The organism is Paraburkholderia translucens (assembly GCF_020881035.1).
GTDB classification, from domain to species: Bacteria; Pseudomonadota; Gammaproteobacteria; order Burkholderiales; family Burkholderiaceae; genus Paraburkholderia; species Paraburkholderia translucens.
The window spans coordinates 436322-461435 of record NZ_JAJITC010000004.1; the positions used below are offsets into that span (position 1 = coordinate 436322).

General features: G+C 66.3%; 24 protein-coding genes. 19 read left to right on the forward strand and 5 right to left on the reverse strand.

Annotation, left to right across the window (positions count from 1 at the left end):
- The 18 genes from motA to LJ655_RS09915 all read left to right on the forward strand — a co-directional run bounded on the left by motA (window position 1) and on the right by LJ655_RS09915 (window position 20863).
- Window positions 1–861: a flagellar motor stator protein MotA gene (gene motA / locus LJ655_RS09830; RefSeq protein ID WP_230561040.1), complete on the forward strand. Its 861-nt coding sequence runs from the start codon at window positions 1–3 to the stop codon at window positions 859–861.
- Between the two features lie 22 nt (window positions 862–883).
- Entirely contained in the window at window positions 884–1894 is a 1011-nt protein-coding gene (motB, locus tag LJ655_RS09835; protein ID WP_230561041.1) for a flagellar motor protein MotB, read from the forward strand.
- A 51-nt stretch (window positions 1895–1945) separates the two neighbouring features.
- Window positions 1946–2323, forward strand: coding sequence for a response regulator (locus LJ655_RS09840; RefSeq protein WP_230561042.1), 378 nt, complete (start codon window positions 1946–1948; stop codon window positions 2321–2323).
- 103 nt (window positions 2324–2426) lie between these two features.
- Window positions 2427–4778 (forward strand): chemotaxis protein CheA, encoded by a 2352-nt coding sequence (gene cheA, locus LJ655_RS09845; RefSeq protein WP_230561043.1) that lies wholly within the window; start codon window positions 2427–2429, stop codon window positions 4776–4778.
- Window positions 4779–4859: 81 nt separating this feature from the next.
- Window positions 4860–5393, forward strand: coding sequence for a chemotaxis protein CheW (locus LJ655_RS09850; protein WP_230561044.1), 534 nt, complete (start codon window positions 4860–4862; stop codon window positions 5391–5393).
- Window positions 5394–5432: 39 nt separating this feature from the next.
- Window positions 5433–7316 carry a methyl-accepting chemotaxis protein gene (locus tag LJ655_RS09855; protein ID WP_230561045.1) on the forward strand — a complete coding sequence of 628 codons (1884 nt, stop codon included), beginning with the start codon at window positions 5433–5435 and terminating at the stop codon, window positions 7314–7316.
- Between the two features lie 204 nt (window positions 7317–7520).
- Window positions 7521–8483 (forward strand): CheR family methyltransferase, encoded by a 963-nt coding sequence (locus LJ655_RS09860; protein ID WP_230561046.1) that lies wholly within the window; start codon window positions 7521–7523, stop codon window positions 8481–8483.
- A complete protein-coding gene (cheD, locus tag LJ655_RS09865) occupies window positions 8480–9193 on the forward strand; it encodes a chemoreceptor glutamine deamidase CheD (protein WP_230561047.1) in 714 nt (237 codons plus the stop codon). Before LJ655_RS09860 ends, cheD begins: the two co-directional genes overlap by 4 nt.
- A 5-nt stretch (window positions 9194–9198) precedes the next feature.
- Window positions 9199–10287 (forward strand): protein-glutamate methylesterase/protein-glutamine glutaminase, encoded by a 1089-nt coding sequence (locus LJ655_RS09870; protein WP_230561104.1) that lies wholly within the window; start codon window positions 9199–9201, stop codon window positions 10285–10287.
- Window positions 10288–10348: 61 nt separating this feature from the next.
- Window positions 10349–10744 (forward strand): chemotaxis response regulator CheY, encoded by a 396-nt coding sequence (cheY, locus tag LJ655_RS09875; RefSeq protein WP_230561048.1) that lies wholly within the window; start codon window positions 10349–10351, stop codon window positions 10742–10744.
- A gap of 1 nt (window position 10745) precedes the next feature.
- Entirely contained in the window at window positions 10746–11456 is a 711-nt protein-coding gene (gene cheZ / locus LJ655_RS09880; RefSeq protein ID WP_230561049.1) for a protein phosphatase CheZ, read from the forward strand.
- 261 nt (window positions 11457–11717) lie between these two features.
- Window positions 11718–12266, forward strand: a complete 549-nt coding sequence (locus LJ655_RS09885) for a DUF2844 domain-containing protein (protein WP_230561050.1) — start codon at window positions 11718–11720, stop codon at window positions 12264–12266.
- Window positions 12267–12280: 14 nt separating this feature from the next.
- A complete protein-coding gene (locus LJ655_RS09890) occupies window positions 12281–13618 on the forward strand; it encodes a DUF3443 domain-containing protein (protein WP_230561051.1) in 1338 nt (445 codons plus the stop codon).
- A gap of 175 nt (window positions 13619–13793) precedes the next feature.
- Window positions 13794–15029, forward strand: coding sequence for a flagellar biosynthesis protein FlhB (flhB, locus tag LJ655_RS09895; RefSeq protein ID WP_230561052.1), 1236 nt, complete (start codon window positions 13794–13796; stop codon window positions 15027–15029).
- Window positions 15026–17128, forward strand: coding sequence for a flagellar biosynthesis protein FlhA (gene flhA / locus LJ655_RS09900; RefSeq protein WP_230561053.1), 2103 nt, complete (start codon window positions 15026–15028; stop codon window positions 17126–17128). Before flhB ends, flhA begins: the two co-directional genes overlap by 4 nt.
- A gap of 248 nt (window positions 17129–17376) precedes the next feature.
- On the forward strand, window positions 17377–19236 hold the full coding sequence (gene flhF / locus LJ655_RS09905) for a flagellar biosynthesis GTPase FlhF (protein WP_230561054.1): 1860 nt from the start codon (window positions 17377–17379) through the stop codon (window positions 19234–19236).
- Window positions 19229–20098 carry a MinD/ParA family ATP-binding protein gene (locus LJ655_RS09910; RefSeq protein WP_230561105.1) on the forward strand — a complete coding sequence of 290 codons (870 nt, stop codon included), beginning with the start codon at window positions 19229–19231 and terminating at the stop codon, window positions 20096–20098. The genes flhF and LJ655_RS09910 overlap by 8 nt, the downstream gene beginning before the upstream one ends.
- 30 nt (window positions 20099–20128) lie before the next feature.
- A complete protein-coding gene (locus tag LJ655_RS09915; protein ID WP_230561106.1) occupies window positions 20129–20863 on the forward strand; it encodes an RNA polymerase sigma factor FliA in 735 nt (244 codons plus the stop codon).
- Between the two features lie 102 nt (window positions 20864–20965).
- Here the strand turns inward: LJ655_RS09915 and LJ655_RS09920 are convergent, their stop codons facing one another.
- The 5 genes from LJ655_RS09920 to flgA form a co-directional block, all read right to left on the reverse strand.
- Window positions 20966–21376 carry a type II toxin-antitoxin system HicB family antitoxin gene (locus LJ655_RS09920; protein WP_230561055.1) on the reverse strand — a complete coding sequence of 137 codons (411 nt, stop codon included), beginning with the start codon at window positions 21374–21376 and terminating at the stop codon, window positions 20966–20968.
- Window positions 21373–21555: a type II toxin-antitoxin system HicA family toxin gene (locus tag LJ655_RS09925; RefSeq protein WP_230561056.1), complete on the reverse strand. Its 183-nt coding sequence runs from the start codon at window positions 21553–21555 to the stop codon at window positions 21373–21375. The genes LJ655_RS09920 and LJ655_RS09925 overlap by 4 nt, the downstream gene beginning before the upstream one ends.
- A 288-nt stretch (window positions 21556–21843) precedes the next feature.
- On the reverse strand, window positions 21844–22290 hold the full coding sequence (locus LJ655_RS09930; protein ID WP_230561057.1) for a flagella synthesis protein FlgN: 447 nt from the start codon (window positions 22288–22290) through the stop codon (window positions 21844–21846).
- Window positions 22291–22383: 93 nt separating this feature from the next.
- Window positions 22384–22743 carry a flagellar biosynthesis anti-sigma factor FlgM gene (gene flgM / locus LJ655_RS09935; protein WP_230561058.1) on the reverse strand — a complete coding sequence of 120 codons (360 nt, stop codon included), beginning with the start codon at window positions 22741–22743 and terminating at the stop codon, window positions 22384–22386.
- A 144-nt stretch (window positions 22744–22887) separates the two neighbouring features.
- Window positions 22888–24291 carry a flagellar basal body P-ring formation chaperone FlgA gene (gene flgA, locus LJ655_RS09940; RefSeq protein ID WP_230561059.1) on the reverse strand — a complete coding sequence of 468 codons (1404 nt, stop codon included), beginning with the start codon at window positions 24289–24291 and terminating at the stop codon, window positions 22888–22890.
- A 218-nt stretch (window positions 24292–24509) separates the two neighbouring features.
- Here flgA and flgB point away from each other — a divergent pair, with 218 nt between their 5' ends.
- Entirely contained in the window at window positions 24510–25007 is a 498-nt protein-coding gene (flgB, locus tag LJ655_RS09945; RefSeq protein ID WP_230561060.1) for a flagellar basal body rod protein FlgB, read from the forward strand.
- The last annotated feature ends 107 nt before the right edge of the window (window positions 25008–25114 follow it).

Genomic DNA, 25114 nt, shown 5'->3' on the forward strand with positions numbered 1-25114 from the left:
GTGCTGATTTTCGTGGGAACACTCGTGACGCTATTGTCCGTTTTCGGCGGTTATGCGCTCGAAGGCGGCCATCTCGGCGCGCTGCTGCAACCCGTTGAAGTGCTGATGATCGCCGGCGCTGGACTTGGCGCGTTCATTCTCGGCAACGGAATGAAGACGATCCGGGCGACACTGCGCGTCATTCCGACTCTGTTCAAGGGCGCCAAGTACAACAAGGACGTCTACATGGAGCTGATGGGGCTCCTGTACGTGCTGCTCGCGAAAGCGCGCAAGGAAGGCACGCTGACGCTCGAAGCCGACATCGATGATCCGTCGAAGAGTCCGATCTTCACCCAGTATCCGAAGATCCTCGCCGACAAGCACATCATCGAGTTCCTGACCGACTACCTGCGGCTGATGGTCGGCGGCAACATGAACGCGTTCGAGATCGAAAGCCTGATGGACGAGGAGATCGAAACGCATCACCAGGAAGGCGAGGCGCCCGCGCACGCGCTGACCAAGGTCGGCGACGCGATGCCGGCGTTCGGTATCGTCGCCGCGGTGATGGGCGTGGTGCACACGATGGCCTCGGCCGACAAGCCGCCCGCGGTGCTCGGCGAGATGATCGCGCAGGCGCTGGTCGGCACCTTCCTCGGCATTCTGCTTTCATACGGGCTGATCGGGCCGCTCGCGAGCGTCGCCGAGCAGCGCGTGACCGAGTCGACCAAGATGTTCCAGTGCATCAAGGTGACGATCCTCGCGAGCCTGAACGGCTACGCGCCCGCCATTGCGGTCGAGTTCGGCCGCAAGGTGCTCTTCTCGACCGAGCGCCCGTCGTTCGCGGAGCTCGAAGAGCACGTGCGCCGCGTCAAGGCGAAATAAGAAGGCGACGGGAACCGAACCGATGAGCAGCAAGGACAAAGACCGCGCAATCGTCGTCAAGCGCGCCTCGCCCAAAAAGTCCGGTCATCACGGCGGCGCGTGGAAGCTGGCGTACGCGGACTTCATGACCGCGATGATGGCGTTCTTCCTGCTGATGTGGCTGCTGAGCTCGGCCTCCACCGTGCAGCTGAAAGGCATCGCCGACTACTTCAACCAGCCGCTGAAGATCACGCTGTGGGGTGGCGATCGCAGCGCCGAAGATTCGAGCATCCTGAAGGGCGGCGGCCGCGACATCTCCACCGACGCGCAGGGCGTGACCCGCTCGACCGATGGCAGCAGCAGCCGCGCCGAGCGCACCGCGTCGCACAACAACGACGACGCGGTGAAGCAGTTGCAAGGCGCGCTGGAACGCCAGGAGCAGGTGCGTCTGCATGACCTGCAGGTCAAGCTGATGGCCGCGATCGAGGCGAACCCGGTGCTGCGCCAGTTCAAGCAGCAGATCCGCATCGACTCGACGCTGACCGGCTTGCGCATCGAGATCGTCGACTCGCAGAAGCGGCCGATGTTCGCGACCGCGCGCGACGTCGTCGAGCCGTACATGCGCGACATTCTGCGCGAAATCGGCCACACGCTGAACGACGTGCCGAACCGCATCATCGTGCAGGGCCACACCGACGCGGTGCCGTACGCGGGCGGCGAGAAGGGCTATAGCAACTGGGAGTTGTCGGCCGATCGCGCGAACGCGTCGCGGCGCGAGCTGATCGGGGGCGGCATGGACGAAGCGAAGGTGATGCGGGTGATCGGTCTCGCGTCGACGCAGAACCTGAACAAGGCGGACCCGCTCGATCCGGAGAACCGCCGCATCAGCATCATCGTGCTGAACAGGAAGTCCGAGGAGGCGCTCAATCACGACGACTCCACGACGACGACCCTATCGGACGACGCAGCCGGCTCGAAGCCGCTCCTGCAAAGACTTGCGCAGCCGGTGACGGTTGCACCGAAGTTGCCAGCGGCAGCGCCGCCGGCCCAGTAACAGGTCGCGGCCGCCGGGCCGCGGCTCAGTGTTGAGCGCAGCGAGGTTTTCATGATCAGGCACATCCTGGCAGTGGACGACTCGGCATCGATGCGGCAAATCCTCGCCGCCACGCTGACGGGTGCCGGCTATGAGGTCACGCTCGCGGCGGACGGCAACGAAGGGCTCGAAAACGCGCTCGCGATGGCGTTCGATCTCGTGCTGACCGACCAGCACATGCCCGGCAAGACCGGTCTCGATCTGATCACCGCGTTGCGCGGAAATCCGGCCTATCAGGCGACGCCCATCCTCGTCCTCACGACGGAATCGGGCGAACCCTTCAAAGAGGCGGCGCGCGCGGCGGGTGCGACCGGGTGGATCGAAAAGCCGCTCGACCCGGACATGCTGACCGAGCTGGTGGCAGCGCTGTCCGAACCGGACCCGGCGTGATCCGCGCAATCGACGCCACCTTTAGACCTAATACGGAACGATAGCTCTCGACGCGGCTGCACGGCAGCTCACGCCAGACAGGCACTCTCGCGGTGAACCAGGCATGACACTCGACATCACACAGTTCTATCAGACGTTCTTCGACGAAGCGGACGAACTGCTCGCGCAGATGGAGCAGTTGCTGCTCAATCTCGACGTGGCCCGCCCGGACCCCGAAGACCTTGCGGCGATCTTCCGCGCCGCGCATTCGATCAAGGGCGGCGCGGCGACGTTCGGCTTTACCGCCCTCACCGAGACCACGCACATTCTCGAGTCGCTGCTCGATCGCGCGCGCAACAACGAGCTGGTGCTGCGCAAGGACATGATCGATACGTTCCTCGAAACCAAGGACGTGCTGTCCGGCCAGCTCGCCGACTATCGCGCGAGCGCCGAGCCCGATGCGGCGGTGGCGCGCGCGATCTGCGCGAAGCTCGAGCAACTGCATGCGGAAAGCCGCATGGGCGGCGCACTGGCGCCGGCAGCCGCGGCGGCGAGCGCCGACACCGCGCCGCCCGCGCCCGTGGCAGCACAGCCAGCGGCAACCCAAACGGCGGCGCACACAACGGCATTACAGGAGCCAGGCGGCATCCCGCCCGAGCACGTCGTCGAACAGGCGGTGCAGGCGGCAGGCGAATGGGGGGGCGGCGAACCGGCGCAGACCGGGCAAGCCGCGGCCACGGCCGACGGCGCCGGGCCTCATCTGAAAATTACGCTACGGGGCGTGGGAGAGAAAGACCAGGAACTGCTGACCGAAGAGTTGGGCAACCTGGGCAATATCGTTGGGCAGGTCAAGAGCGGCGGCGATCTGATGCTGTGGCTCTCGACCGACGTACCCTCCGACGACATCATCGCCGTGTGCTGCTTCGTGATCGACGACAGTCAGATCACGATCGGCCGCGGCACCGCGCCGGCGGAGGACGCGCAGCCGGGCGAACCTGGAACGCCCGCCGCAGCCGTCCCGACACCGCCGCAGACCGCGCAAGCCGTGCCTGCCGCTGCGGTGTCGCAGCCGCAAGCGCATCCGGTCATGCACGCGCACCCCGCGGTGGCGGCGGTCCAAACCGCTGCACCCGCAAGCGCGGCCAGCGCCGAGCCGCCGGCTCCGCCAGCGGCACCCGCCGTGGCGCCGGCGGCGGCCAAACCTGCTTCCACCGCATCCGCCGACCAGGACCGCAAGGCGGGTCGTCCGGCAGCCGCGGCGGCCGGCGGCGAAGGCAGCTCGATTCGCGTCGGTGTCGAGAAGGTCGATCAGCTGATCAACCTGGTCGGCGAGTTGGTGATCACGCAGGCCATGCTCGCGGAGACCACGAGCACGTTCGATCCGGCGCTGCACGACCGGCTCTTCAACGGCATGGCGCAACTCGAGCGTAACGCGCGCGATCTGCAGGAAGCGGTGATGTCGATCCGCATGATGCCGATGGATTACGTGTTCAGCCGCTTCCCGCGTCTGGTGCGCGATCTCGCGGCGAAACTCGGCAAGGAGGTCGAACTCGTCACCTTCGGTCAGGCGACCGAACTCGACAAGAGCCTCATCGAACGGATCATCGATCCGTTGACGCACCTCGTGCGCAACAGCCTCGATCACGGCATCGAAACCGTGGAAGCGCGGCGCGCGGCGGGCAAGGATTCGACCGGTCAGCTGGTGCTGTCGGCGGCGCACCACGGCGGCAACATCGTCATCGAGGTCAGCGACGACGGCGCCGGCCTGCGCCGCGACAAGATTCTCGCCAAGGCCGCGAAGCAAGGCATGCAGGTCAGCGACACGATGACCGACGAGGAAGTCTGGAACCTGATCTTCCTGCCGGGCTTCTCGACGGCCGAGCAGGTCACCGACGTGTCGGGCCGCGGCGTCGGCATGGATGTGGTGAAGCGCAACATCCAGTCGATGGGCGGTCACGTCGAAATCACGTCGCACGCAGGCAAGGGCAGCACCACGCGCATCGTGTTGCCGCTCACGCTCGCGATTCTCGACGGCATGTCGGTGAAGGTCGGCAACGAGATCTTCATCCTGCCGCTGAACTTCGTGATGGAGTCGCTGCAGCCTCAAGCCGAAGACATCTATACGGTCGCCAACGGTGAGCGCGTGGTGCGCGTGCGCGGCGAATACCTGCCGCTCGTCGCGCTGCACGAAGTGTTCAACGTGTCGGACGCGAAGCAGGAGCCGACCCAGGGCATCGTTACGATCATGCAGACCGAGGGACGGCGCTTCGCGATGCTGATCGACGAACTCGTCGGCCAGCAGCAGGTGGTCGTGAAGAATCTGGAAACCAATTACCGCAAGGTGCACGGTATTTCGGCGGCAACCATTCTCGGCGACGGCAGCGTCGCGCTGATCGTGGACGTCGCGGCGCTGAACCGTGAAACGCGTCATGCACATGGGCATGCGCAGGCGCATCAGGCGATGAGCTTCGCATGACGCGCGCCTTGAACACTGCAATGACGACAGACCTCGCAACACAACTTCAACTCAACTCATCCCAACCGATTGGGGGCTAACGTGGCAGAAGTCCAATCCATCAATTCGAGCGCCGCGAACGCGAGCGGGACGAATGGCCGCCGCGACGCGCAGGCGGACGCCGGCGGTCAGGAGTTCCTCGTCTTCACGCTCGGCGCGGAAGAGTACGGCATCGACATCCTCAAGGTGCAGGAAATCCGCGGCTACGACAACGTGACGCGCATCGCGAACGCGCCCGAGTTCATCAAGGGCGTCATCAACCTGCGCGGCATCATCGTGCCGATCGTCGACATGCGCATCAAGTTTCATCTGGGCCGCGTCGAGTACGACCACCAGACCGTCGTGATCATCCTGAACGTCGCGCACCGCGTGGTCGGGATGGTGGTGGACGGCGTGTCGGACGTGCTGACGCTCGCGGTCGATCAGATCATGCCGGCGCCCGAATTCGGCGCGACGCTGACGACCGAATACCTGACAGGTCTCGGCACGGTCGACGGCCGCATGCTGATCCTGATGGATATCGAGAAGCTGATGACCAGCTCCGAAATGGCGCTGACCGAAACGCTCGGCGTTTAACGACAGGCCGCAAGGGAACACGGCAAAGGGAGCATCAAGATGCTGAGCAGGTGGTCGATCCGCACGTCACTGACGTTGGTGGGGACTCTTCTGGTAACGCTGACCGTGTTGGTCGGCGCGCTCGGGCTGACCGCGCTGAATCGCGCGAGCGGTTCGCTCGATCGTATCGCGCGCGGCGACCTGGTCGCGATTCATGCGCTTGACGATGCGTCCGCGTATCTGCTGCGCTCGCGCATCGCGATCGATCGCTTCAACACGCTGACGGCCGCCGGCAACGCGGACGAGGCGAAGAAGGTGCTCGATCGCGCGCAGGAGCTGCTAGCCAAGGGCAACCAGAGCTGGCAGACGTATCTCGACGCGCCGAAGCACGGCGTCGATCAGGCTTTGCTCGACGATGTGCTCGCCAAGCACACGACGGTCATGCACGACGGCGTCGACGTCGAATTCGCCGCGTTGAACGCGAACAATCTCGACGCGTATCACGCGGTCGCGGACACGAAGATCAGTCCGATGTTCATCGCCTACGACGCAGCCGCCGCCGCGGTGATCCAGGCGCTGCGGCAGAGCGTGACCGATCAGCAGGCGAGCGCGCAGTCGAACGCGTCGCTGATGACCACGCTGATCGGCGCGGTCACGGCGTTCGCGCTGCTGGTGGTGGTGGCCATCCGCTTCGCGCTGCGCGGGCTCATCGTGCAGCCGCTCGCCGACGCGATCGCGTGCTTCGAGCGGATCGCCGCGGGCGATCTGTCCGGCACGGTCGACGTACATGGCGGCAATGAGATCGGCCGTCTGTTCGCGGGCATCAAGCAGATGCAGGACAGCCTCGCGACGATGCTGCGCGCGGTGCGCAGCGGCACCGAATCGATCGACACCGGCGCGCGCGAAATCGCGATGGGCAACACCGATCTGTCGCAGCGCACCGAGCAGCAGGCCGCGTCGCTGCAGGAAACCGCATCGAGCATGGACCAGCTGACCAGCACCGTGCGGCAGAACACCGAAAATGCGCGCCAGGCAAGCCAGCTCGCGGTCAATGCGTCGGACATCGCGACGCGCGGCGGCGAGGTGGTGAGCCAGGTCGTCACGACGATGCAGGAGATCGCGACCAGCTCGAACAAGGTCGTCGACATCATCGGCGTAATCGAGGGCATCGCCTTCCAGACCAACATCCTTGCGCTGAACGCGGCAGTCGAAGCCGCGCGCGCTGGCGAGCAGGGCCGCGGCTTCGCGGTCGTCGCGGGCGAAGTGCGCAGCCTCGCGCAACGCAGCGCGAGCGCCGCCAAGGAGATCAAGGAGCTGATCGGCGATTCGGCCGACAAGGTGAAGAGCGGCTCCGAGCTGGTCGGTCGTGCAGGTACGACGATGGACGAAATCGTGCAGGCGGTGCGTCGCGTGACCGACATCATGGGCGAGATCAGCGCGGCATCGGAAGAACAGTCGGGCGGCATCGAGCAGGTCAATCGCGCGGTCGTGCAGATGGATTCGGTGACGCAGCAGAATGCGGCGCTGGTCGAGCAGGCGGCGGCCGCGGCGGCGTCGCTCGAAGACCAGACGCGGCAGTTGCAGGCGGTGCTGAGCGGCTGGAAGGTGGCCGGCGCAGCGGCGGCGCGTCAGAGCGCACCGGCGGCGCGTACGCAGACGCCCGCGCAGCTCGCCAAAGCTGCACCGCAAGCTGCGAGCGGCGCGACTGCGGTGGGCGCAGGCGCGAGCCACTCAATGCACGCAACGCATGCAGGCAACGCAACGACAACAACCGCGGCGCCAGCCCCGGCCCCGGCCTCGCACGACGCAGCCGCACGCATTGAACCGGCACTGAAACCCAAGCCGGCCGCAGCCACGGCTCGCGTCAAGACCGACACGTCCACGCGTGCCCCCGCGGCAAGCACGGCAAGTGCAAGTTCGGACGCGGACTGGGAAACCTTCTAGGCAACGGCAGAGTGACATGTGGTCAACCGGCATCGCGCCCGCGGATGGGCGAAGCATCGAAGCACGCGCGCTGCGCGTGCCGCGAGCCGGCCGTAGGTCGATGACACTCGCGGGAAGGCGCGACCCCGCGAAGACGATTCCTTCCCCCCAGGCAGCCCCGCTGGGCGGCAAGCGTGATGGTTCATATCGCAGACAGGAATTTTCATGATGGCAACGCGCGCACCACAACGCCCCGCCCGGGCCGCGCCGGAGCGGACAGAGCCGGCCAGATCCGTCGAGACGGGGCGCGATTTCGAATTCACGGCGGCCGATTTCGCCCGCATCCGCGATCTGATCCATCGCGCGGCGGGCATCTCGCTGTCGGACCACAAGCGCGACATGGCGTATAGCCGCCTCGCGCGCCGCTTGCGCGCGCGCGGCATCGATACGTTCCGCCAGTATCTCGATCTGCTCGAAGCGGAAAACGATCCGGCCGAGTGGGAGGCGTTCACGAATGCGTTGACCACGAACCTGACCGCGTTTTTCCGCGAAGCGCATCACTTCCCGATTCTCGCCGAATTCGTGGCGCGCCGCGCGCAGCCCGTGTCTGTGTGGTGCTCGGCGGCGTCCACCGGCGAGGAGCCGTATTCGATCGCGATGACGCTGATCGAAGCGCTCGGCGAGAGCGGCGCGCGCCAGGCGTCGGTGCTCGCGACCGACATCGACACCCAGGTGCTCGCGAAGGGCGAGGCCGGCGTCTACCAGTTCGACCAGGTCAAGCATCTCTCGCCCGAGCGACTGAAGCGCTTCTTCCTGAAGGGCACGGGCGCGCATGCGGGAATGGTCAAGGTGCGTCCCGAAGTGCGCGCGCTCGTGCGCTTCGAGCAACTGAACCTGACCGATCGCGATTACCAGTTGCGCACGCAGTTCGACGCGATTTTCTGCCGCAACGTGATGATCTATTTCGACAAGCCGACGCAATCGCAGGTGCTCGCCCGCTTCGAACCGCTGATGAAAGCGGGCGGTCTGCTGTTTGCCGGCCATTCGGAAAACTTCACGTACGTGACGGAGGCGTTCCGGCTGCGCGGCCAGACCGTCTATGAACTGACGCGCGACACCAGCGGCGCTCGCGCGCCGTCGCGCGCCAACGCGCATGGCACGCCCGAACCGAGCGGGGTCGCCGCATGAGCAGCGCACTGCCGATCGCTTCGAACCTGTACTACGACAATCACTTCCAGCGCCCCGGCGTGAAGCTGTTGCCCAACGAGTTCTACACGACGAGCGAAGACATGGTGCTCGTGACCGTGCTTGGCTCGTGTGTCGCGGCCTGCATTCAGGACCGCACCGCGGGCATCGGCGGCATGAATCACTTCATGCTGCCCGACGACGGCGCCGACGTCGCGCACGCCGCGTCGGACTCGATGCGCTACGGCGCGTACGCCATGGAAGTGCTCATCAACGAGCTGATCAAGGCGGGCGGCCGGCGCGAGCGCTTCGAGGCGAAGGTGTTCGGCGGCGGCGCGGTGCTCGCCGGCATGACGACGATGAACATCGGCGATCGCAACTCGGAGTTCGTGCGCCGCTATCTGACCACCGAAAAGATCCGCATCGTCGCCGAGGACCTGCAGGGATCGCATCCGCGCAAGGTCGCGTTCATGCCGCGCACCGGTCAGGTGATGGTGAAGAAGTTGCGCTTGCAGCAGGAAGCGGGCGTGGCCGAGCGCGAGCAGGCGCTCGTGCGGCAAAGCGCCGAAGCGCGCGCCGAGCGGCTCGCCGCCGCGCGCAAGCGAGTCGAGCTGTTCGCGTCGCCGGCCGCCGCGCGGCCGAGAATCGAACTGTTCGGCGCGAGCCCGCGCCCAACCTATTCCAACAACGCCAGAACCACAGAGGAGGCGTGAGCGCTGTGCAAAAGATCAAGGTATTGTGCGTCGACGATTCGGCGCTGATCCGCAGCCTGATGACCGAGATCATCAATGGGCAGCCGGACATGACGGTGGTGGCGACGGCGCCCGATCCGCTCGTCGCGCGCGAGCTCATCAAGCAGCACAACCCGGACGTGCTGACGCTCGACGTCGAAATGCCGCGCATGGACGGCCTCGACTTTCTCGAGAAGCTGATGCGCCTGCGGCCGATGCCGGTCGTGATGGTGTCGTCGCTGACCGAGCGCGGCAACGAAATCACGCTGCGTGCGCTCGAACTCGGCGCGGTCGATTTCGTGACCAAGCCGAAGGTCGGCATTCGCGACGGCATGCTCGACTACGCGGAAAAGCTCGCCGACAAGATTCGCGCAGCGGCCCGCGCGCGAGTGCGCCAGGCCACGCCTGCGCAGCATGCGGCCACGCAGGCCGCGCAAGCACCGGCCGGCGCCGCGCCGCTTTTCAACAACCCGCTCCTCAGTACCGAGAAGCTGATCATCGTCGGTGCCTCGACGGGCGGCACCGAGGCGATTCGCGAAGTGCTGGTGCCGTTGCCGCCCGATGCGCCAGCAGTGCTGATCGCGCAGCACATGCCGCCGGGCTTCACGAAATCTTTCGCGCAACGCCTCAATGGTTTGTGCCGGATTACCGTTAAAGAAGCAGAGCACGGCGAACGCGTGCTGCCGGGGCACGCGTACATCGCGCCGGGCCACGCGCACCTGTTGCTCGCGCGGAGCGGCGCCAACTATATTGCGCACCTGTCCGACGACCCGCCGGTGAACCGGCACCGTCCGTCGGTCGATGTGCTGTTCCGCTCGGCCGCGCAGCATGCGGGCAAGAACGCGGTCGGCGTGATCCTGACCGGCATGGGGCGCGACGGCGCTGCCGGTCTGCTGGAGATGAGAAAGGCCGGCGCCTACACGCTGGCGCAGGACGAAGCGAGCTGCATCGTGTTCGGCATGCCGCGCGAGGCGATCGCACTCGGCGCGGCCGACGAAATTGCCGCGCTGCCGGACATGAGCCGGCGCGTGATGGCGCGTTTGTCATCGATGGGCGACCGCGTTCAGCGGGTATGATGCGTGCCGGATGGAACGACGCGGTCGAATGCCGCAACATGGATCAAGCAAAGGGAAAGAAATGGACAAGGGAATGAAGATTCTGGTGGTTGACGATTTTCCGACGATGCGCCGGATCGTCCGCAACCTGCTCAAGGAACTGGGCTACTCGAACGTCGACGAAGCCGAAGACGGCATGGCCGGTCTCGCGCGTCTGCGCAGCGGCAGCTACGAGTTCGTGATCTCGGACTGGAACATGCCGAACCTCGACGGTCTCGCGATGCTCAAGGAAATCCGCGCCGACGCGAACCTCGCGCACCTGCCGGTGCTGATGGTGACGGCCGAGTCGAAGAAGGAAAACATCATTGCGGCGGCGCAGGCCGGTGCGAGCGGTTACGTCGTCAAGCCGTTCACGGCCGCGACACTCGACGAGAAGCTCAACAAGATCCTCGAGAAGATGGCGAAAGCCGGGAGCTGACGTGACGCCGCCGACCCAAACGCCTGGCGCCGAAGCGGGCAACGATAGCGGCGACCTCGCGTCGGACCGCATCCTCGCGCGCATCGGACAACTGACGCGAACGCTGCGCGATTCGATGCGCGAGCTCGGGCTCGACAAGCACGTCGAGCGCGCGGCCGAAGCCGTGCCCGATGCGCGCGATCGTCTGAAGTACATCGCCAACATGACCGAGCAGGCCGCCGAGCGCGTGCTGTCGGCGATCGACATCGCGAAGCCGATCCAGGAGCAGTTGCAGCAGGACGCGGGCGCGCTCGACGCGCGCTGGGAGCAGTGGTACGCGGCGCCGATCGAGCGCGAGGAAGTGCGCGCCCTGATGAACGACACGCGCACCTTCCTGCGCGGCGTGCCCGAGGCGACCACTGCGACCAACTCGCAGTTGATGGAGATCATGCTTGCGCAGGATTTCCAGGATCTGACCGGCCAGGTGATCAAGAAGATCACCGAGGTCGTCTACCTGATCGAACAGCAACTGCTCGGCGTGCTGGTCGAGAACATCGCGCTCGAACGGCGCGAGCAGTTCGCGGCGCACGCAGCGGCTCTGAAGGCCGAGGTGTCGTCGACGGGCAGTCCCGAACATCTGCTCAACGGTCCGCAGATCAACCCGGAAGGCAAGACGGACGTGGTGCAGGATCAATCGCAGGTCGACGATCTGCTCGCGAGCCTCGGCTTCTGACCGGGTGATGCGGCCCGGCGTGCGCGCCGGGCTGGTGGCTCAAATGCAATTGGCGCCAATCACGCCTTCTGTCGGCTGAAAGGATCGGCAGGCATACTACGGGGTCAAAGCGGTACGGCGCCGGCCGGCGTAACGCCTGGCGGTAGCCCTGTGCGCCAGTCCCGTCTGGGTTTGCGGCAGCGGCGGGTCCGTATCATCTGCCTATATGCGGCCGGTTCGCGCACTCGGCGAGGCGCGCTGCAGCTCGGGAGGAGCATCGTTATGTGGAGTCGCGTTGGTCGCGCCGGGAGACTCACGGCGCTGGTTTTGCCATGTTCGTTTTTGGCTCTCGCCGCCGCACAGTCCGCCCATGCGGCATTGGGCAGTGCGCCGCTAACGCCACCCTCCGACGCTTCGGTATCGTCCCGGGTGGTGCAGCCGGCCAGCGGTGCAACGCAGAGTGTGATGCGCGCCGAATCGAGCGCGGCGTCCTCCACGTCTTCCGCATCAACGTCCTACACGGTACGCGAGACCACGTTCGGCAACGGCACCGTGGTGCGCGAATATCTCTCTTCGAGCGGCGCCGTGTTCGGCATTTCGTGGCACGGTCCGCAAATGCCGGATATCAGCGATCTGCTCGGCAGTTATTTCCCGCAGTACGTGGCCGGCGTGAAGGCGGCGCGGGCAGCGCGCGGCAATGCGCGCGGGCCGGTCAGCGTCGATGTCAGCGGGCTCGTGGTGCACTCGGGCGGCCACATGGGCGCGTTCAGCGGCGTCGCGTGGCTACCCTCCGCGCTGCCATCCGGCGTCAGCGGTTCCGACATCAAGTAACGGCGAGGACGACGATGCGAACCACGCACACGAGCGCGAAACTCAAGGGCTGGATGCAGGCCATGCTTGCCGTGTTGCTCACGGCGACGCTCGTCGCCTGCGGCGGAGGCGGCGGTAGCAGCAACAGCAATAGCGGCAACTCCAGTTCCGGCAGCGGCGGCAGCGCGTCGAACGGCTCGAGCGGCGGTTCGCTGCCACCCAGCCCGACCCAGCAGCCAATCGCCGCGAACGCCGCGAACACGGTGCAGATCACGGTCGGCCACGGCGCGGCCGGCGTCATCAACATCCCGACCGTCAGCGTGACGATCTGCGCGCCAGGCTCGACGACCAACTGCGCGACCATCAACAACATCCAGCTCGACACCGGCTCGTTCGGCTTGCGCGTGGTCGGCTCGGTGCTCAATTCGATCAATCCGACGCTGCTCAGCGCGCTGCCGGTCAGCACGATCGCCGGCAGCGGCGCGCAGCTTGCCGAGTGCGCGAGGTTCGCAGACGGCTACACGTGGGGCTCCGTGCGCACCGCGACCGTCACGATCGGCGGCGAAACGACGGCCAGCCGCATCCCGCTGCAGATCATCGGCGACAAGGCCGCGAGCACGACACCCGCGATTTGCAGCGGCAGCGGCATGTCCGAAAACACGGTCAGCGACCTCGGCTCGAACGGCATTCTCGGCGTCGGCACCGCGCCGAACGACTGCGGCGCGACGTGCGCGAACCCAGCGACCGCGGTGAACTACAGCAACTACTTCGCCTGCCCGAACGGCACCTCGTGCACGCGCACCGCGGTGCCGCTCACGCAGCAGGTCACCAACCCGGTCGCCAGCTTCCCGGTCGACAACAACGGCGTGATCGTGCAGATGGAGCCAGTGTCGAGCACTGGCGCCGCGTCGGCGAACGGCACGCTCGTGTTCGGCATCAACACGGCGGGGAACAACACGCTTGCCGCGTCACAGGTCTTCACGACCACCGCCTCCGGCGATCTCGAGAACAGCACCTTCAACGGCACGAAAATAACGGCGTTCCTCGATTCCGGCTCGAACGCCTATTTCTTTGGCGATAGCACGCTCGCGCCGTGCAGCCAATTCCCGAACTTCTACTGCCCGTCGTCGGCGCAGACCCGTACGGTCACGCTGGTGGGGTTGAACGGGGTGTCGGCGGCCGCCGACATCGGCATCCTTGATGCGCAGACGCTGTTCGCCAGCGGCAGCAGCTTCGCGTTCAACGACCTCGCTGGCCAGTTCGGCAACAACACCAGCTTCGACCTCGGTCTGCCGTTCTTCTACGGCCGCTACGTCTACTACCATCTCGATCAGACCGCGAGCGGCGGCCCCTCTCCTTACGTCGGCTACTGAAGCCGCGTCGATCCGATGCCGGACGGCGTGCGCGTGAGACACGCGCACGCCGTCCGGCCATCCGTCGAAATACCCCCGTTTCTCGGCCCTTATCCGCCGATCGGCGCTTGCGTCGAGCGGGAATAATCGCTGTCACTGGAAAGAGGCGTTGTGCCTCGGCCGACCGGAGAGCTTTGTGGCAGAGGACAGCGACCTCGAAAAAACCGAATCCGCCACCCCTCGGCGCCTGCAGAAGGCGCGCGAGGAAGGGCAGATCGTGCGTTCGCGGGAACTGTCGACCTTCGCGCTGCTCGCGGCCGGGTTCTATGGCGTGTGGGGCATGTCCGGCAGCATCGGCGATCATTTGCAGAACATGCTGCGCACCTCGCTCACGTTCAATCGGGCGAGCGTGTTCGACACGAGCCGCATGCTGATCGGCGCGGGCGCCGCGAGCCGTGAAGGACTCTATGCGCTGCTGCCGATCCTCGCCCTCACCGGACTCGCCGCCTTGCTTGCGCCGATGGCGCTTGGCGGCTGGCTGCTGTCGGCGAAAGGGCTCGAACCGAAGTTCAGCCGGCTCAATCCGATCGAGGGTTTGAGCCGGATGTTTTCGATCAACGGGCCGATCCAGCTCGGCATGTCGCTCGCGAAGACGCTCGTGGTGGGCCTCATCGGCGGGACGGCGATCTGGAATCGCCATGAGCAATTCCTTGCGCTCGCCACGCAGCCGCTCGATCTCGCGCTCGCCAACTCCGTACATCTGATCGCGGTGTGCTGCGGCATGACGGTGGCCGGCATGTTCGCGGTGGCCGCGCTCGACGTGCCCTACCAGTTGTGGACGTTCCACAAGAAGCTGCGCATGACGAAGGAAGAAGTGAAGCGCGAGCATCGCGAGAGCGAAGGCGATCCGCACATCAAGGGCAAGATTCGCCAGCAGCAGCGTGCGATCGCGCGGCGCCGCATGATGGCGCAGGTGCCGAAGGCCGACGTGGTCGTGACGAACCCGACGCACTTCGCGGTTGCGCTGCAATACACGGATGGCGAGATGCGCGCGCCGAAGGTGGTCGCAAAGGGCGTGAACCTCGTGGCCGCGCGCATTCGCGAAATCGCCGCCGAAAACAACGTGCCGCTGCTCGAAGCGCCGCCGCTCGCGCGGGCGCTTTATCACAACGTCGAGCTGAATCGCGAGATTCCGGGGTCGCTGTATGGGGCGGTCGCTGAAGTGCTCGCGTGGGTCTATCAGCTGCGCCGCTTCAAGACCGAAGGCGGCGACGCCCCGGTCGCGCCGACCGAACTCGACGTGCCGCCCGAACTCGACAAGGGCGGCGTATCGGACGAGGACGCCGCCGACGAAGCCGCCGACGCGCTGAACCCCGCCAACGACGTCGCTAACGACGACACGAGCAACGACAACAAGGGAGCCTCCGCATGAACGCTCGCGCCGGTTTCCTCGCCCGACGGCCGGATGCCTTGAACAGCACCAACCTGCGTGCCCTCGCCGGGCCGGTGCTGATCTGCATGATCCTCGGCATGATGATTCTGCCGTTGCCGCCGTTCCTGCTCGATCTGCTGTTCACCTTCAACATCGCGCTGTCGGTGATGGTGCTGCTCGTCAGCATGTACACGATGAAGCCGCTCGACTTTGCCGCGTTCCCGAGCGTGCTGCTGTTCTCGACGCTGCTGCGGCTGTCGCTGAACGTGGCGTCGACGCGGGTCGTGCTGCTCGAAGGCCATACCGGGCCGGACGCGGCCGGTCAGGTGATCGAGTCGTTCGGCCACTTCCTCGTGGGCGGCAACTTCGCGGTCGGGATCGTCGTCTTCATCATCCTGATGGTGATCAACTTCATGGTGATCACGAAGGGCGCGGGGCGGATCGCCGAAGTGTCCGCGCGCTTCACGCTCGACGCGATGCCCGGCAAGCAGATGGCGATCGACGCCGATCTGAACGCCGGCCTCATCAACGAAGAGCAGGCCCGCAAGCGCCGCGCGGAAGTCTCGCAGGAAGCCGAGTTCTACGGCTCGATGGACGGTGCGAGCAAGTTCGTGCGCGGCGATGCGATCGCCGGTCTGCTGATCATGGTCATCAACATCGTGGGCGGGCTGATCGTCGGCATGGTCCAGCACGGCATGGACTTCGCGGCGGCGGGCAAGAACTACACGCTGCTGACGATCGGCGACGGCCTCGTTGCGCAGATTCCGTCGCTGGTGATTTCGACGGCGGCCGGCGTGATCGTGTCGCGCGTCGCGACCAACGAAGATATTGGCACGCAGCTGACCGGCCAGTTGTTCACGAATCCGCGCGTGCTGATGATCACCGGCTGCATCCTCGTGCTGATGGGGCTGATTCCGGGCATGCCGCACTTCGCGTTCCTGGTTCTCGGCGGCGGCCTGATCCAGCTCGGCCGCACCATGAAGAAGCGCGCCGAGGAGCGCAAGAACGCGCCCGCGCACGTCGACGTCGCGCCGGCCGCGCTGGCGCCGGTCGAAAACGCCGAGGCGAGCTGGGACGACGTGACGCTGATCGACACGCTCGGCCTCGAAGTCGGCTACCGGCTGATCCCGCTCGTCGACAAGAACTCCGACGGCGAGCTGCTCAAGCGGATCAAGAGCATCCGCAAGAAGTTCGCGCAGGAAATCGGTTTCCTGCCGCCGGTCATTCATATCCGTGACAATCTCGAATTGCGGCCGAACGGCTATCGCATTGCGCTCAAAGGCGTCGAGGTCGGCTCGGGCGAGGCGTATCCGGGCCAGTGGCTCGCGATCAATCCCGGTCAGGTATCGGCCGCGCTGCCGGGCACGCCGACCCAGGACCCGGCGTTCGGCCTGCCGGCGATCTGGATCGATACGAGCCTGCGCGAACAGGCGCAGGTGTACGGCTACACGGTCGTCGATTCGAGCACGGTGGTCGCGACGCACCTGAATCATCTTGTCGTCACGCACGCCTCCGAGCTGCTCGGCCGCAGCGAGGTGCAGGCGCTCATCGAGCGGATGCAGAAGGACACGCCGTCGCTGGTCGACGATCTGGTGCCGAAGGTGCTGCCGTTCACCACGTTGCAGAAGGTGCTGCAGTACCTGCTCGAAGAGGGCGTGCCGATCCGCGACATGCGCACGATCCTCGAAGCGCTCTCCGAGCACGCGACGAAGCTCACCGACGCGCACGACCTTACCGCCGCGGTGCGCCTCGCGCTCGGTCGCGCGATCACGCAGCAATGGTTCCCGGGCACCGGCGACATGCAGGTGATGGGCCTCGACGCCAATCTCGAACGGGTGCTCTCGCAGGCGCTATCGACCGGACCGAACCCGGGCATCGAGCCGGGCCTCGCCAATACGCTGCTCACCGAAACGCAGAAGGCGATGACGCGTCAGCAGAACCTCGGCCTCGCTCCGGTGCTGCTCGTGCAGCACGCGCTGCGGCCGATGCTGGCGCGCTTCCTGCGCCGCAGCCTGCCGCAACTGAAGGTGCTGTCGTATGCGGAAGTGCCCGATACGCGCAGCGTCAAGGTGGTCAATCTGATCGGCGCGCACGGCTGACGAAGTCCGCTCGCTCGCCGTTGTGGGTATCTGGCAAACCGGCGCTCCAGTGGGGCGCCGGTTTCTGTTTGCGCGCCGCCGCCGGGCTCATCGGTCAATGTGGCTGCCGTGCGTCCATCGCACGAATTGCCGACCTTTAACGGCCTTTATCCATCGATCGTCGCGCGAGACGTTTCGCAATAATGGATCGCAATGGGAAGCGGTGTATCGCCGGTCCGTCAGTCCGTCTACCTCATCGGGGGTCCAGCTTGAACATTCGTAAATTTGTCGGTGCTACCAGTCGCGATGCCTTGCGTCTCGTTCGCGAAGCACTTGGCCCCGATGCGGTCGTGCTGTCGAATCGTACGATGGACGACGGCAGCGTCGAAATCGTCGCGCTCGCCGACAGCGATCTCGCCGCGATCACGCCGAAAGCACGCGAAGTGGCTCAGGCCGGCGCACGGGCCGTGTCACCGGCGAATCCGTATGCAAGCGCAATGCCGGACGTGTTTTCGTCGGTGTTCGGCGCGAGCCCGGAAGCAGGGGCTGAAGCGATGCCGGTGAATGCGCCGATGAATGCGGCTAAGGATCTGATGACCGGCGCGCCGCTCAGGACGCCGGCGAATCTGACGGTCGACCAGGCGATCGATGCGTCCGCGAATGAAACGCCTCTCGCCGCCTCGAAAGCGTCCGTGCCGACGACCGCCTTGCCCGGCAATCCTCCGGCCGGCCCGGCGATGCCGGGCGCAACGGCCGCATCGGCAGCCGTGGCGCCCGGGGCCGCGCCCGCCGCTTCCGCCGCCTCGAGCAAAGCCACCGCGCCGCGCACGATGGCCGAGTCGAATCCGTGGCTCATCGATCACGCGCGCCGCATCGCGGCCGAGCAGCAGCAACAGAGCGGCGTATACAGCGCGCGTCCCGCCGCGATGACGCCCGCCGTCGCCACCGCCAAAGGCCTCGGCAGCGCGGTCGACGCGCGTCCGGCCGTCGTGCCGCCGGTGATCGACACGCCGGCCTGGGCGCGCGAAGCCGCTGAAGTCGCCGCGCGCCGCACCGCGCAGAAAATCGCGCCCGCGCCGTCCGCCGCCGACGAAAGCCGCACGTCGGCCGCGGTCGCCGAAGCGATCAAGGGGCGCATGGAGCAGGTCGTCAAGGACACCGTCATGCACGAGCTCTCGTCGATGCGCGACATGATGGAAGAGCACTTCGCGGGTCTGTTGTGGGGCGATCGGCAGCGCCGCAATCCGGCACGCGCCGCGCTGACCAAGCATCTGTTCGCGGCGGGCTTTTCCGCGCAGCTCGTGCAGATGATGGCCGACAACCTGCCCGCAGACATCGACACGATGGACGGCGGCATGGACTGGGTGCGTTCGGTGCTCGAATCGAACCTGCCGGTGATGGAAGACGAGGACGCGCTGATGGAGCGCGGTGGCGTGTTCGCGCTGATGGGGCCGACCGGCGTCGGCAAGACGACGACTACCGCGAAGCTCGCCGCGCGCTGCGTGATGCGCTTCGGCGCGAGCAAGGTGGCGCTCTTGACGACCGACAGCTATCGCATCGGCGGGCATGAACAGCTGCGCATCTTCGGCAAGATTCTCGGCGTTTCGGTGCACGCGGTGAAAGACAGCGCCGATCTGCAACTCGCGCTCTCCGAGCTGCGCAACAAGCACATCGTGCTGATCGACACGATCGGCATGAGCCAGCGCGACCGCCTCGTGTCGGACCAGATCGCGATGCTGTGCCGCGCCGGCCAGCCGGTGCAGCGTCTGCTGCTGCTCAACGCGACGAGCCACGGCGACACGTTGAACGAAGTCGTGCAGGCGTATCAGCGCGCGCCGGACCAGCAGCCGCTCGCCGGCTGCATCCTGACCAAACTCGACGAAGCGACCAACCTGGGCGGCGTGCTCGATGCGGTGATCCGCTACAAGCTGCCCGTGCATTACGTCTCGACCGGGCAGAAGGTGCCGGAGAACCTGTACGTCGCGACGAAGAAATTTTTGATCAAGAGCACGTTCTGCATTCCGCGCGACAACTCGCCGTTCGTGCCGCACGACGACGACATCCCCGCTTTGCTGTCCTCGCTGTCCGCGCGTTCGACGGCCGAGCTGCATGAGGTTCGCTTTGGATAAGTACGTGTCGGATCAGGCGGAAGGGCTGCGGCGGCTGCTCGCGCGCGGCGGTGCGCGCGTGATCGCGTTGGCGGGTGCGTCGGCGGGCGTCGGCACGACGACCGTGGCGGTCAACCTCGCCGCGGCGCTCGCGCAGCAGGGCAAGGACGTGCTCGTGATCGACGAATGCGTCGGTGAAAAATCGGTGAGCGCGATGCTCGGCGGCTTGCGCGGCGCGGGCAACTTCGCCGCCGTCATGCGCGGCGAGACGCCCGTCGATTTCGCGGCCGCGCGTCATGCGCTCGGTTTTTCGGTGCTGGCCGCCTCGCGCAACAACCGCGAGGGCCATACGGAGGCCGAGTTCAGCGTGCTGCTCGGCGGCTCGTCCGACATCGTGCTGATCGACGCGCAACTCGACGACGAAGGGCATTTGTCGCCGCTCGCCAAGCAGGCGCACGACGTGATGATCGTCGCGCGCGTGTCGGGCGAGGCGATCACCGACGCGTACGCGTGCGTCAAGCGTTTGCATTACGCGCACGCGATCGCGCAGTTGCGCGTGCTCGCGAATCACGTGCAAAGCGCAAGCGACGCGCACGCCGCGTTCACGAAACTCGCCGGCGTGGCCGGCCGTTACCTGACGGTCTCGCTCGAAGACGCCGGCTGCATCGCAGCGGACGTGCGCGTGGTGCGGGCGCTCGAATTGTCGCGCTGCGTGGTCGACGCGTTTCCGTCGACGCCGGCGGCGCGCGACTTCCGCCATCTCGCGGCGGAATTGCAGTACTGGCCGATGCGGCCAGCGATGTCGTCGCAAACGCCCCGGCGGGCGCCCGCGACAGTTTCAGCGGCGCACCACGCCGACCAACCGTCCGCGCAGCACGCTTAGAAGGGGCGCACGATGGACAAGGGGAGCACGATGTACAACGCCCAGGGAAAGATTTCTCAGGCCGACGTTCTGACGAAGTACGCGCCGCTCGTGCGTCGACTCGGCTTGCAGCTTGTCGCGAAGATGCCGGCAAGCGTCGATCTCGACGACCTGATCCAGGCCGGCATGATCGGCTTGCTGGATGCGGCCGGCCGCTACAAGGAAGACCAGGGCGCGCAGTTCGAGACCTATGCCAGTCAGCGGATTCGCGGCGCGATGCTCGACGAGCTGCGCAGCAACGACTGGCTTCCGCGCAGCCTGCGACGCACCTCGCGCGAAGTGGAAACCGCCGTGCATAAGGTCGAGCAGAGCCTCGGGCGTTCGGCGAGCGAGGCCGAGATCGCCGAGCACCTGCAAATGCCGCTCGACGAATACCAGTCGATGCTGCAGGACCTGCACGGCAGCCAGCTGATCTACTACGAAGACTTCGACCGCTCCGCCGACGACGAGCCTTTCCTGGACCGCTATTGCGTCGATCATTCCGATCCGCTCTCGGCGCTGCTCGACGAGAGCCTGCGCTCGGCGGTCGTCGATGCGATCGACCGGTTGCCGGAGCGCGAGAAACTACTGATGTCGCTCTACTACGAACGCGGGATGAATTTGCGCGAGATCGGCGCGGTAATGGAAGTCAGCGAATCGCGCGTGTGCCAGCTGCACAGTCAGGCCGTGGCACGCCTGCGTGCCCGGCTGCGCGAAATGGCCTGGGCGAACGCCGAAACGAACTGAGACGACCGCGGGCAAGCGCGCCGCTTTTCTCGCGGGGCCTTCAGACACGGCAGCGCGCTGCTGCCGACGTGCCGCGCAGCGCACGACCTCCCCTGCGGCTGCTCATGCGTCCGCCATCTCATGCTCGGCGGCGAGTGCCAGAAAAGCCGAGCGCGACATGCCGCGCGCCTGCGCATACGCGTCGATCTCCTGCACCAGCGCCTCGGGCAGCGAGATGTTGATGCGGACCGCCTTCTTCAACGCCGGAATGTTGCGCGTTGTCACGAAACCCCACGTAAAACCCGCGAACTCGGGATTGCGCCGATGCTCTCCGAGCGTGAGCGGCTCGGGCAGCGGCAGCCCTTCGTCGAGCAGCGTTTCGAGATGCGATTCGATCGCCTCTTTCGCGTTCACGTACGCTTCTTCGAGCGTGTCGCCTGCGGAGTGGCAACCCGGAATGTCGGGCACCACGACGCCGAACGCGTGCGTGTTGTCTCCGGGTTCGATGGCGATCGGAAAGATCAGATGCTTCATTTGAGCCCCGCCTGTTTCAGAATGCTGTTCAGGGTGCCGGCCGGCAAATCTTTTTTCGGGTGCGGGACGGTTACGAGCCCTCGTCTTTCCGCGTGCCGGAAATGATGGTGACTGCCCGCGATGCGCACGAGCTGCCACCCATGCGCTTGAATCAATTTGACGACCTCGGCACTGTTCATACATCACACCCTCCATCATACACACGAATACACAAACATACCAGCGGGCAAGATACCGCCTGTGGATGCGCGGCGACGTCGACGCGCAGCGCAGGCGAAAACTTGAGCGAAGGCATCATTTCGCCGCGACGAGGCGGACTAGCGCTAGCTAGCCGGACGGCTAACGCGGTGTGAAATGGAGAGGGCAGGCGGTGAAAAAGGGGCAGCAGAAAGGAGAAGGCCCGTCGATGACGGGCCTTCTGATTCATTTCGGATCGTGCTCGATTGCAGGCCGGGCAGGCGGGCCGGTCAAAGTCCGGAGTAGGCCGGAATTCGCCCATCCGGCCCATACAGGTTCGCCTTGCGCGGCACGGTGACCTGCAGCGCCTGCAGCGCGCGCTGGTTGTAGTCCATCCGCACGCGGATCAGTTCGCCGTTGTTGGTGTTGACGCGCCGCGCGCGCTCGACGGCCTTCTGCAGCAGCTTCCATTGCGTCGCGATCCGCGTGTCGGTGCTCGCCGCGAGTTCCATGCCGGACCAGCCGCCCGGAAAGCCGAGCTCGGCGAGTTGCGCGTCGCGCGCTGATTCGAGCCTCGCGAGTACGCCGATCAATTCGGTCTTCTTCTCGACGATCGCTGGCAACTGCTCCAGCGGCGAGACCGCGGTCAGCGCTTTGGTTTCGAGAGCGAGGATCGAGGCGAATGCCTCGACGGTCGAATATTCTTCGATCAGGGTGGCAACCAGGGCGTCTTTCATGTCAACAACTCACTGCGCACACCGGCCCGCGAACGACGCGCGAGCCAGCTTGGTCGGATGCCGTCCGGCAGGTACCGCGCGGCGAGACGCCGATCAGTTGCCGGTCGACTGGGTTGTGCTCTGCAACAGGTCGCGCGCCGTCTGCAGCACGCCGTCGGCGATCTTGCCGGAGTCGATCTGCAGCGTGCCGTTCTTGATCGCCTGCTTGATCGACTCGACATGCGCGGTGTCGATGTCGGCCGAACCGGACGCCGCGAGGCTGCGCAGATGTTGCGACAGGCCCGACAGGCTCACGCTCGTGTCGCCCGACGCGCTGCCCGCGGCCGGCGCGGCCGCGCTCGCCGTGCCCTGCGTGGCGCCGGCTGCCGGCGCGGCTTCGCCGCTTGGCTGCGAACGGGACAAAGCGTCTTTCAACGACGCCAGATTCGAAGAGGTGGTGGGATCGACTTTCACGATTGGCTTCCCTAACGATTTGATTCTGATAACGGCATGCGCCGATCAAAACTTTAGCCCAATCGCTCGACACCCGACCCGCCAATGCGTGGTCATCTGCCCCTTTCAGTACTGCTTTGCCAGCCTTCGCCGCCGCGAGCACCCTCACATCTGGATCTCCACCGTTCCACCGTCCTTGACGATGCCGGAGATGATCTGGCCGTTCGCGGTCTTCACGCGCACTTGCTGGCCCGGCGACGCGTTGTTCATCGCGCTGCCCTCGGACGAGATCGAGAAACCGTCCCCGGCCGCCACGACCCGCACGGTCTGGCCGAATACCACCGCCGACGCGCTCTTCAGCATGTCGCGGCGCAGCGGCATGCCGCCCGCGAGCCGCACGAGCAAGACCGAGCCGAGCGCTTGCGACGGATCGGTGACGATCGCCTGCGGCAGGCCGGTCAGGTCGCCGTCACGCGCGACGAGGTCGGCGGCGGTGAGCACTTCGCCCGGCGCCATCGCGCGGGCGCTCAGGTAGTACGTCGCGTGCAGCGAGATGCGCGCCTGCAGATAGATGGTCCACGGCCGCTCGCCCGCGCAGCGCACGCCGACCGTCAGCCGGCCCCAAAGGCGCGCGCCGGTCGGCATGAATGGCTCGAGCGAGGTGCACGCGGCGAGCCCGCGCGGAAACGCGGACGTGACCGTGACCTCGACCTTGCCGGGCAGACCTGCGGCCTGCTGTTGCAGGAACGCAAGCGCGGCCGTATGAATCGCTTCCGGGTCCTGCTGGCCCTGCGATACGGGTTGCGCGGGCGTCGCGGCGGTGGCGGCGACTGCGGCGGCCGGCGGCGTCCTCTGTGCGATGGCGGTGGCCGGTTGACGAGGCATCGGCGGCGTCGCGGGCATCCGGGCGATCGCGGAACTGACCGGCCGCGCGGCAGCGCTCGCGATCGGTTTGCCATTCGCGCCGAACTCGGGCGGCTCGCCGCGCGACGCGAGGCTGTCGAAACCGTCGCCTTGCGGCGCGCCGGCCGCGCCCGTACTGGCCGGAGGTGGAATCGTCACGACGCCGTTGGCGTCCGGTTTGAGGTTGGTGCGGATCATTGCCGGCGCCGCTGCAGCGGACTCGCCCACGCCAGCGACCACGATCGCGCCGCTCGCGCTCGCGGCACGGGCGAAGGCATCAGTGTCGCGGGAGACGGGCGCGCGGCCGAGCGACTGCGCGCTCGCCGCCGCTAGCGAGGCCGCCGACGCGCCGCGCTGCGCCGGTGTCTGAATCCGCTGCGCGAGATCGTTCAGCGCGGCGGGATTTTTCTCGCCCGGCCCTGGAATCACGATCGCGCCACCCGCATCCTGGGCCCGGGTCGTCGCCGGCAGCAGCACGATACCGCCCGCCACCCACACCGCGACGCTCACGATCAGCCGCGTCAGGCCACGCACGACGCAACGCCCGAGAGCGCGCAGCAATGCTCGCGCGCGCGCGCCCCGCAGGGCCCCGGTTCCGCCGCCGCCCACACGACGCATCGCCGTGCTGCTCGCGCGCGGCGGCAAGGTGTGGCTGGGCTGGTCCATCGCGGGTCTCCATCGAATGCATCGGTACGCCTTGCATTCTAGTGAGCACCCCTTTCGCGCAAACGTTGAATAGAAGCCCCCTTTCCCGGTTATTCGCACGATTGCCGCTTGCGCCCGGCCCATAAGATGCACCACATGCAAAAAGGCCTTCGCACCTGCCGCGCGCCTCGCACCATGCGCACACGGGACGGCCTCGGAAACGTACTCGGGAGATTTCCATGCTGGACAAACTCGATGCCGAATTCGCGTTCGGCCGGCAGGCGATGGATGTGCGCGCATACCGGCAGGAACTGTTGTCATCGAACATCGCGAATGCCGACACACCTGGCTACAAGGCCCGCGACATCGACTTCGCCTCGTCGCTCGCCGGCGCGTTGAAGAAGACGGGCGGCAGCACCGCGGGGCAGGGCGCGTCGAACAGCTCGGCGCTCGCGATGACGCAGCCGGCCGGCGTGACGAGCGGCATGTCGATGAGCACGACCGAGGCGGGCCACATGAGCGGCAAGGCGACATTGACGGCGACGGGCGGCAGCCCCGACGACTACGGCAACCTGCAATACCGGATTCCGCTGCAGCCGGCGCTCGACGGCAACACCGTCGACGTCGACACCGAGCGCGTGCAGTTCGCCGACAACACGGTGCACTTCGAGTCGGGCATGACGGTCGTGTCGAGCCAGATCAAGACGATGCTGTCGGCGATCACGTCGGGCTCGTAAGCCGCGCATGCCGAACGGCACACGAGCAGAGCGCATGGCGGCTAAGACCCGCAGCACGCACGAACAGCAGCGCTACGGGACATAACGTGAAGCCGGTGCGAACCGGC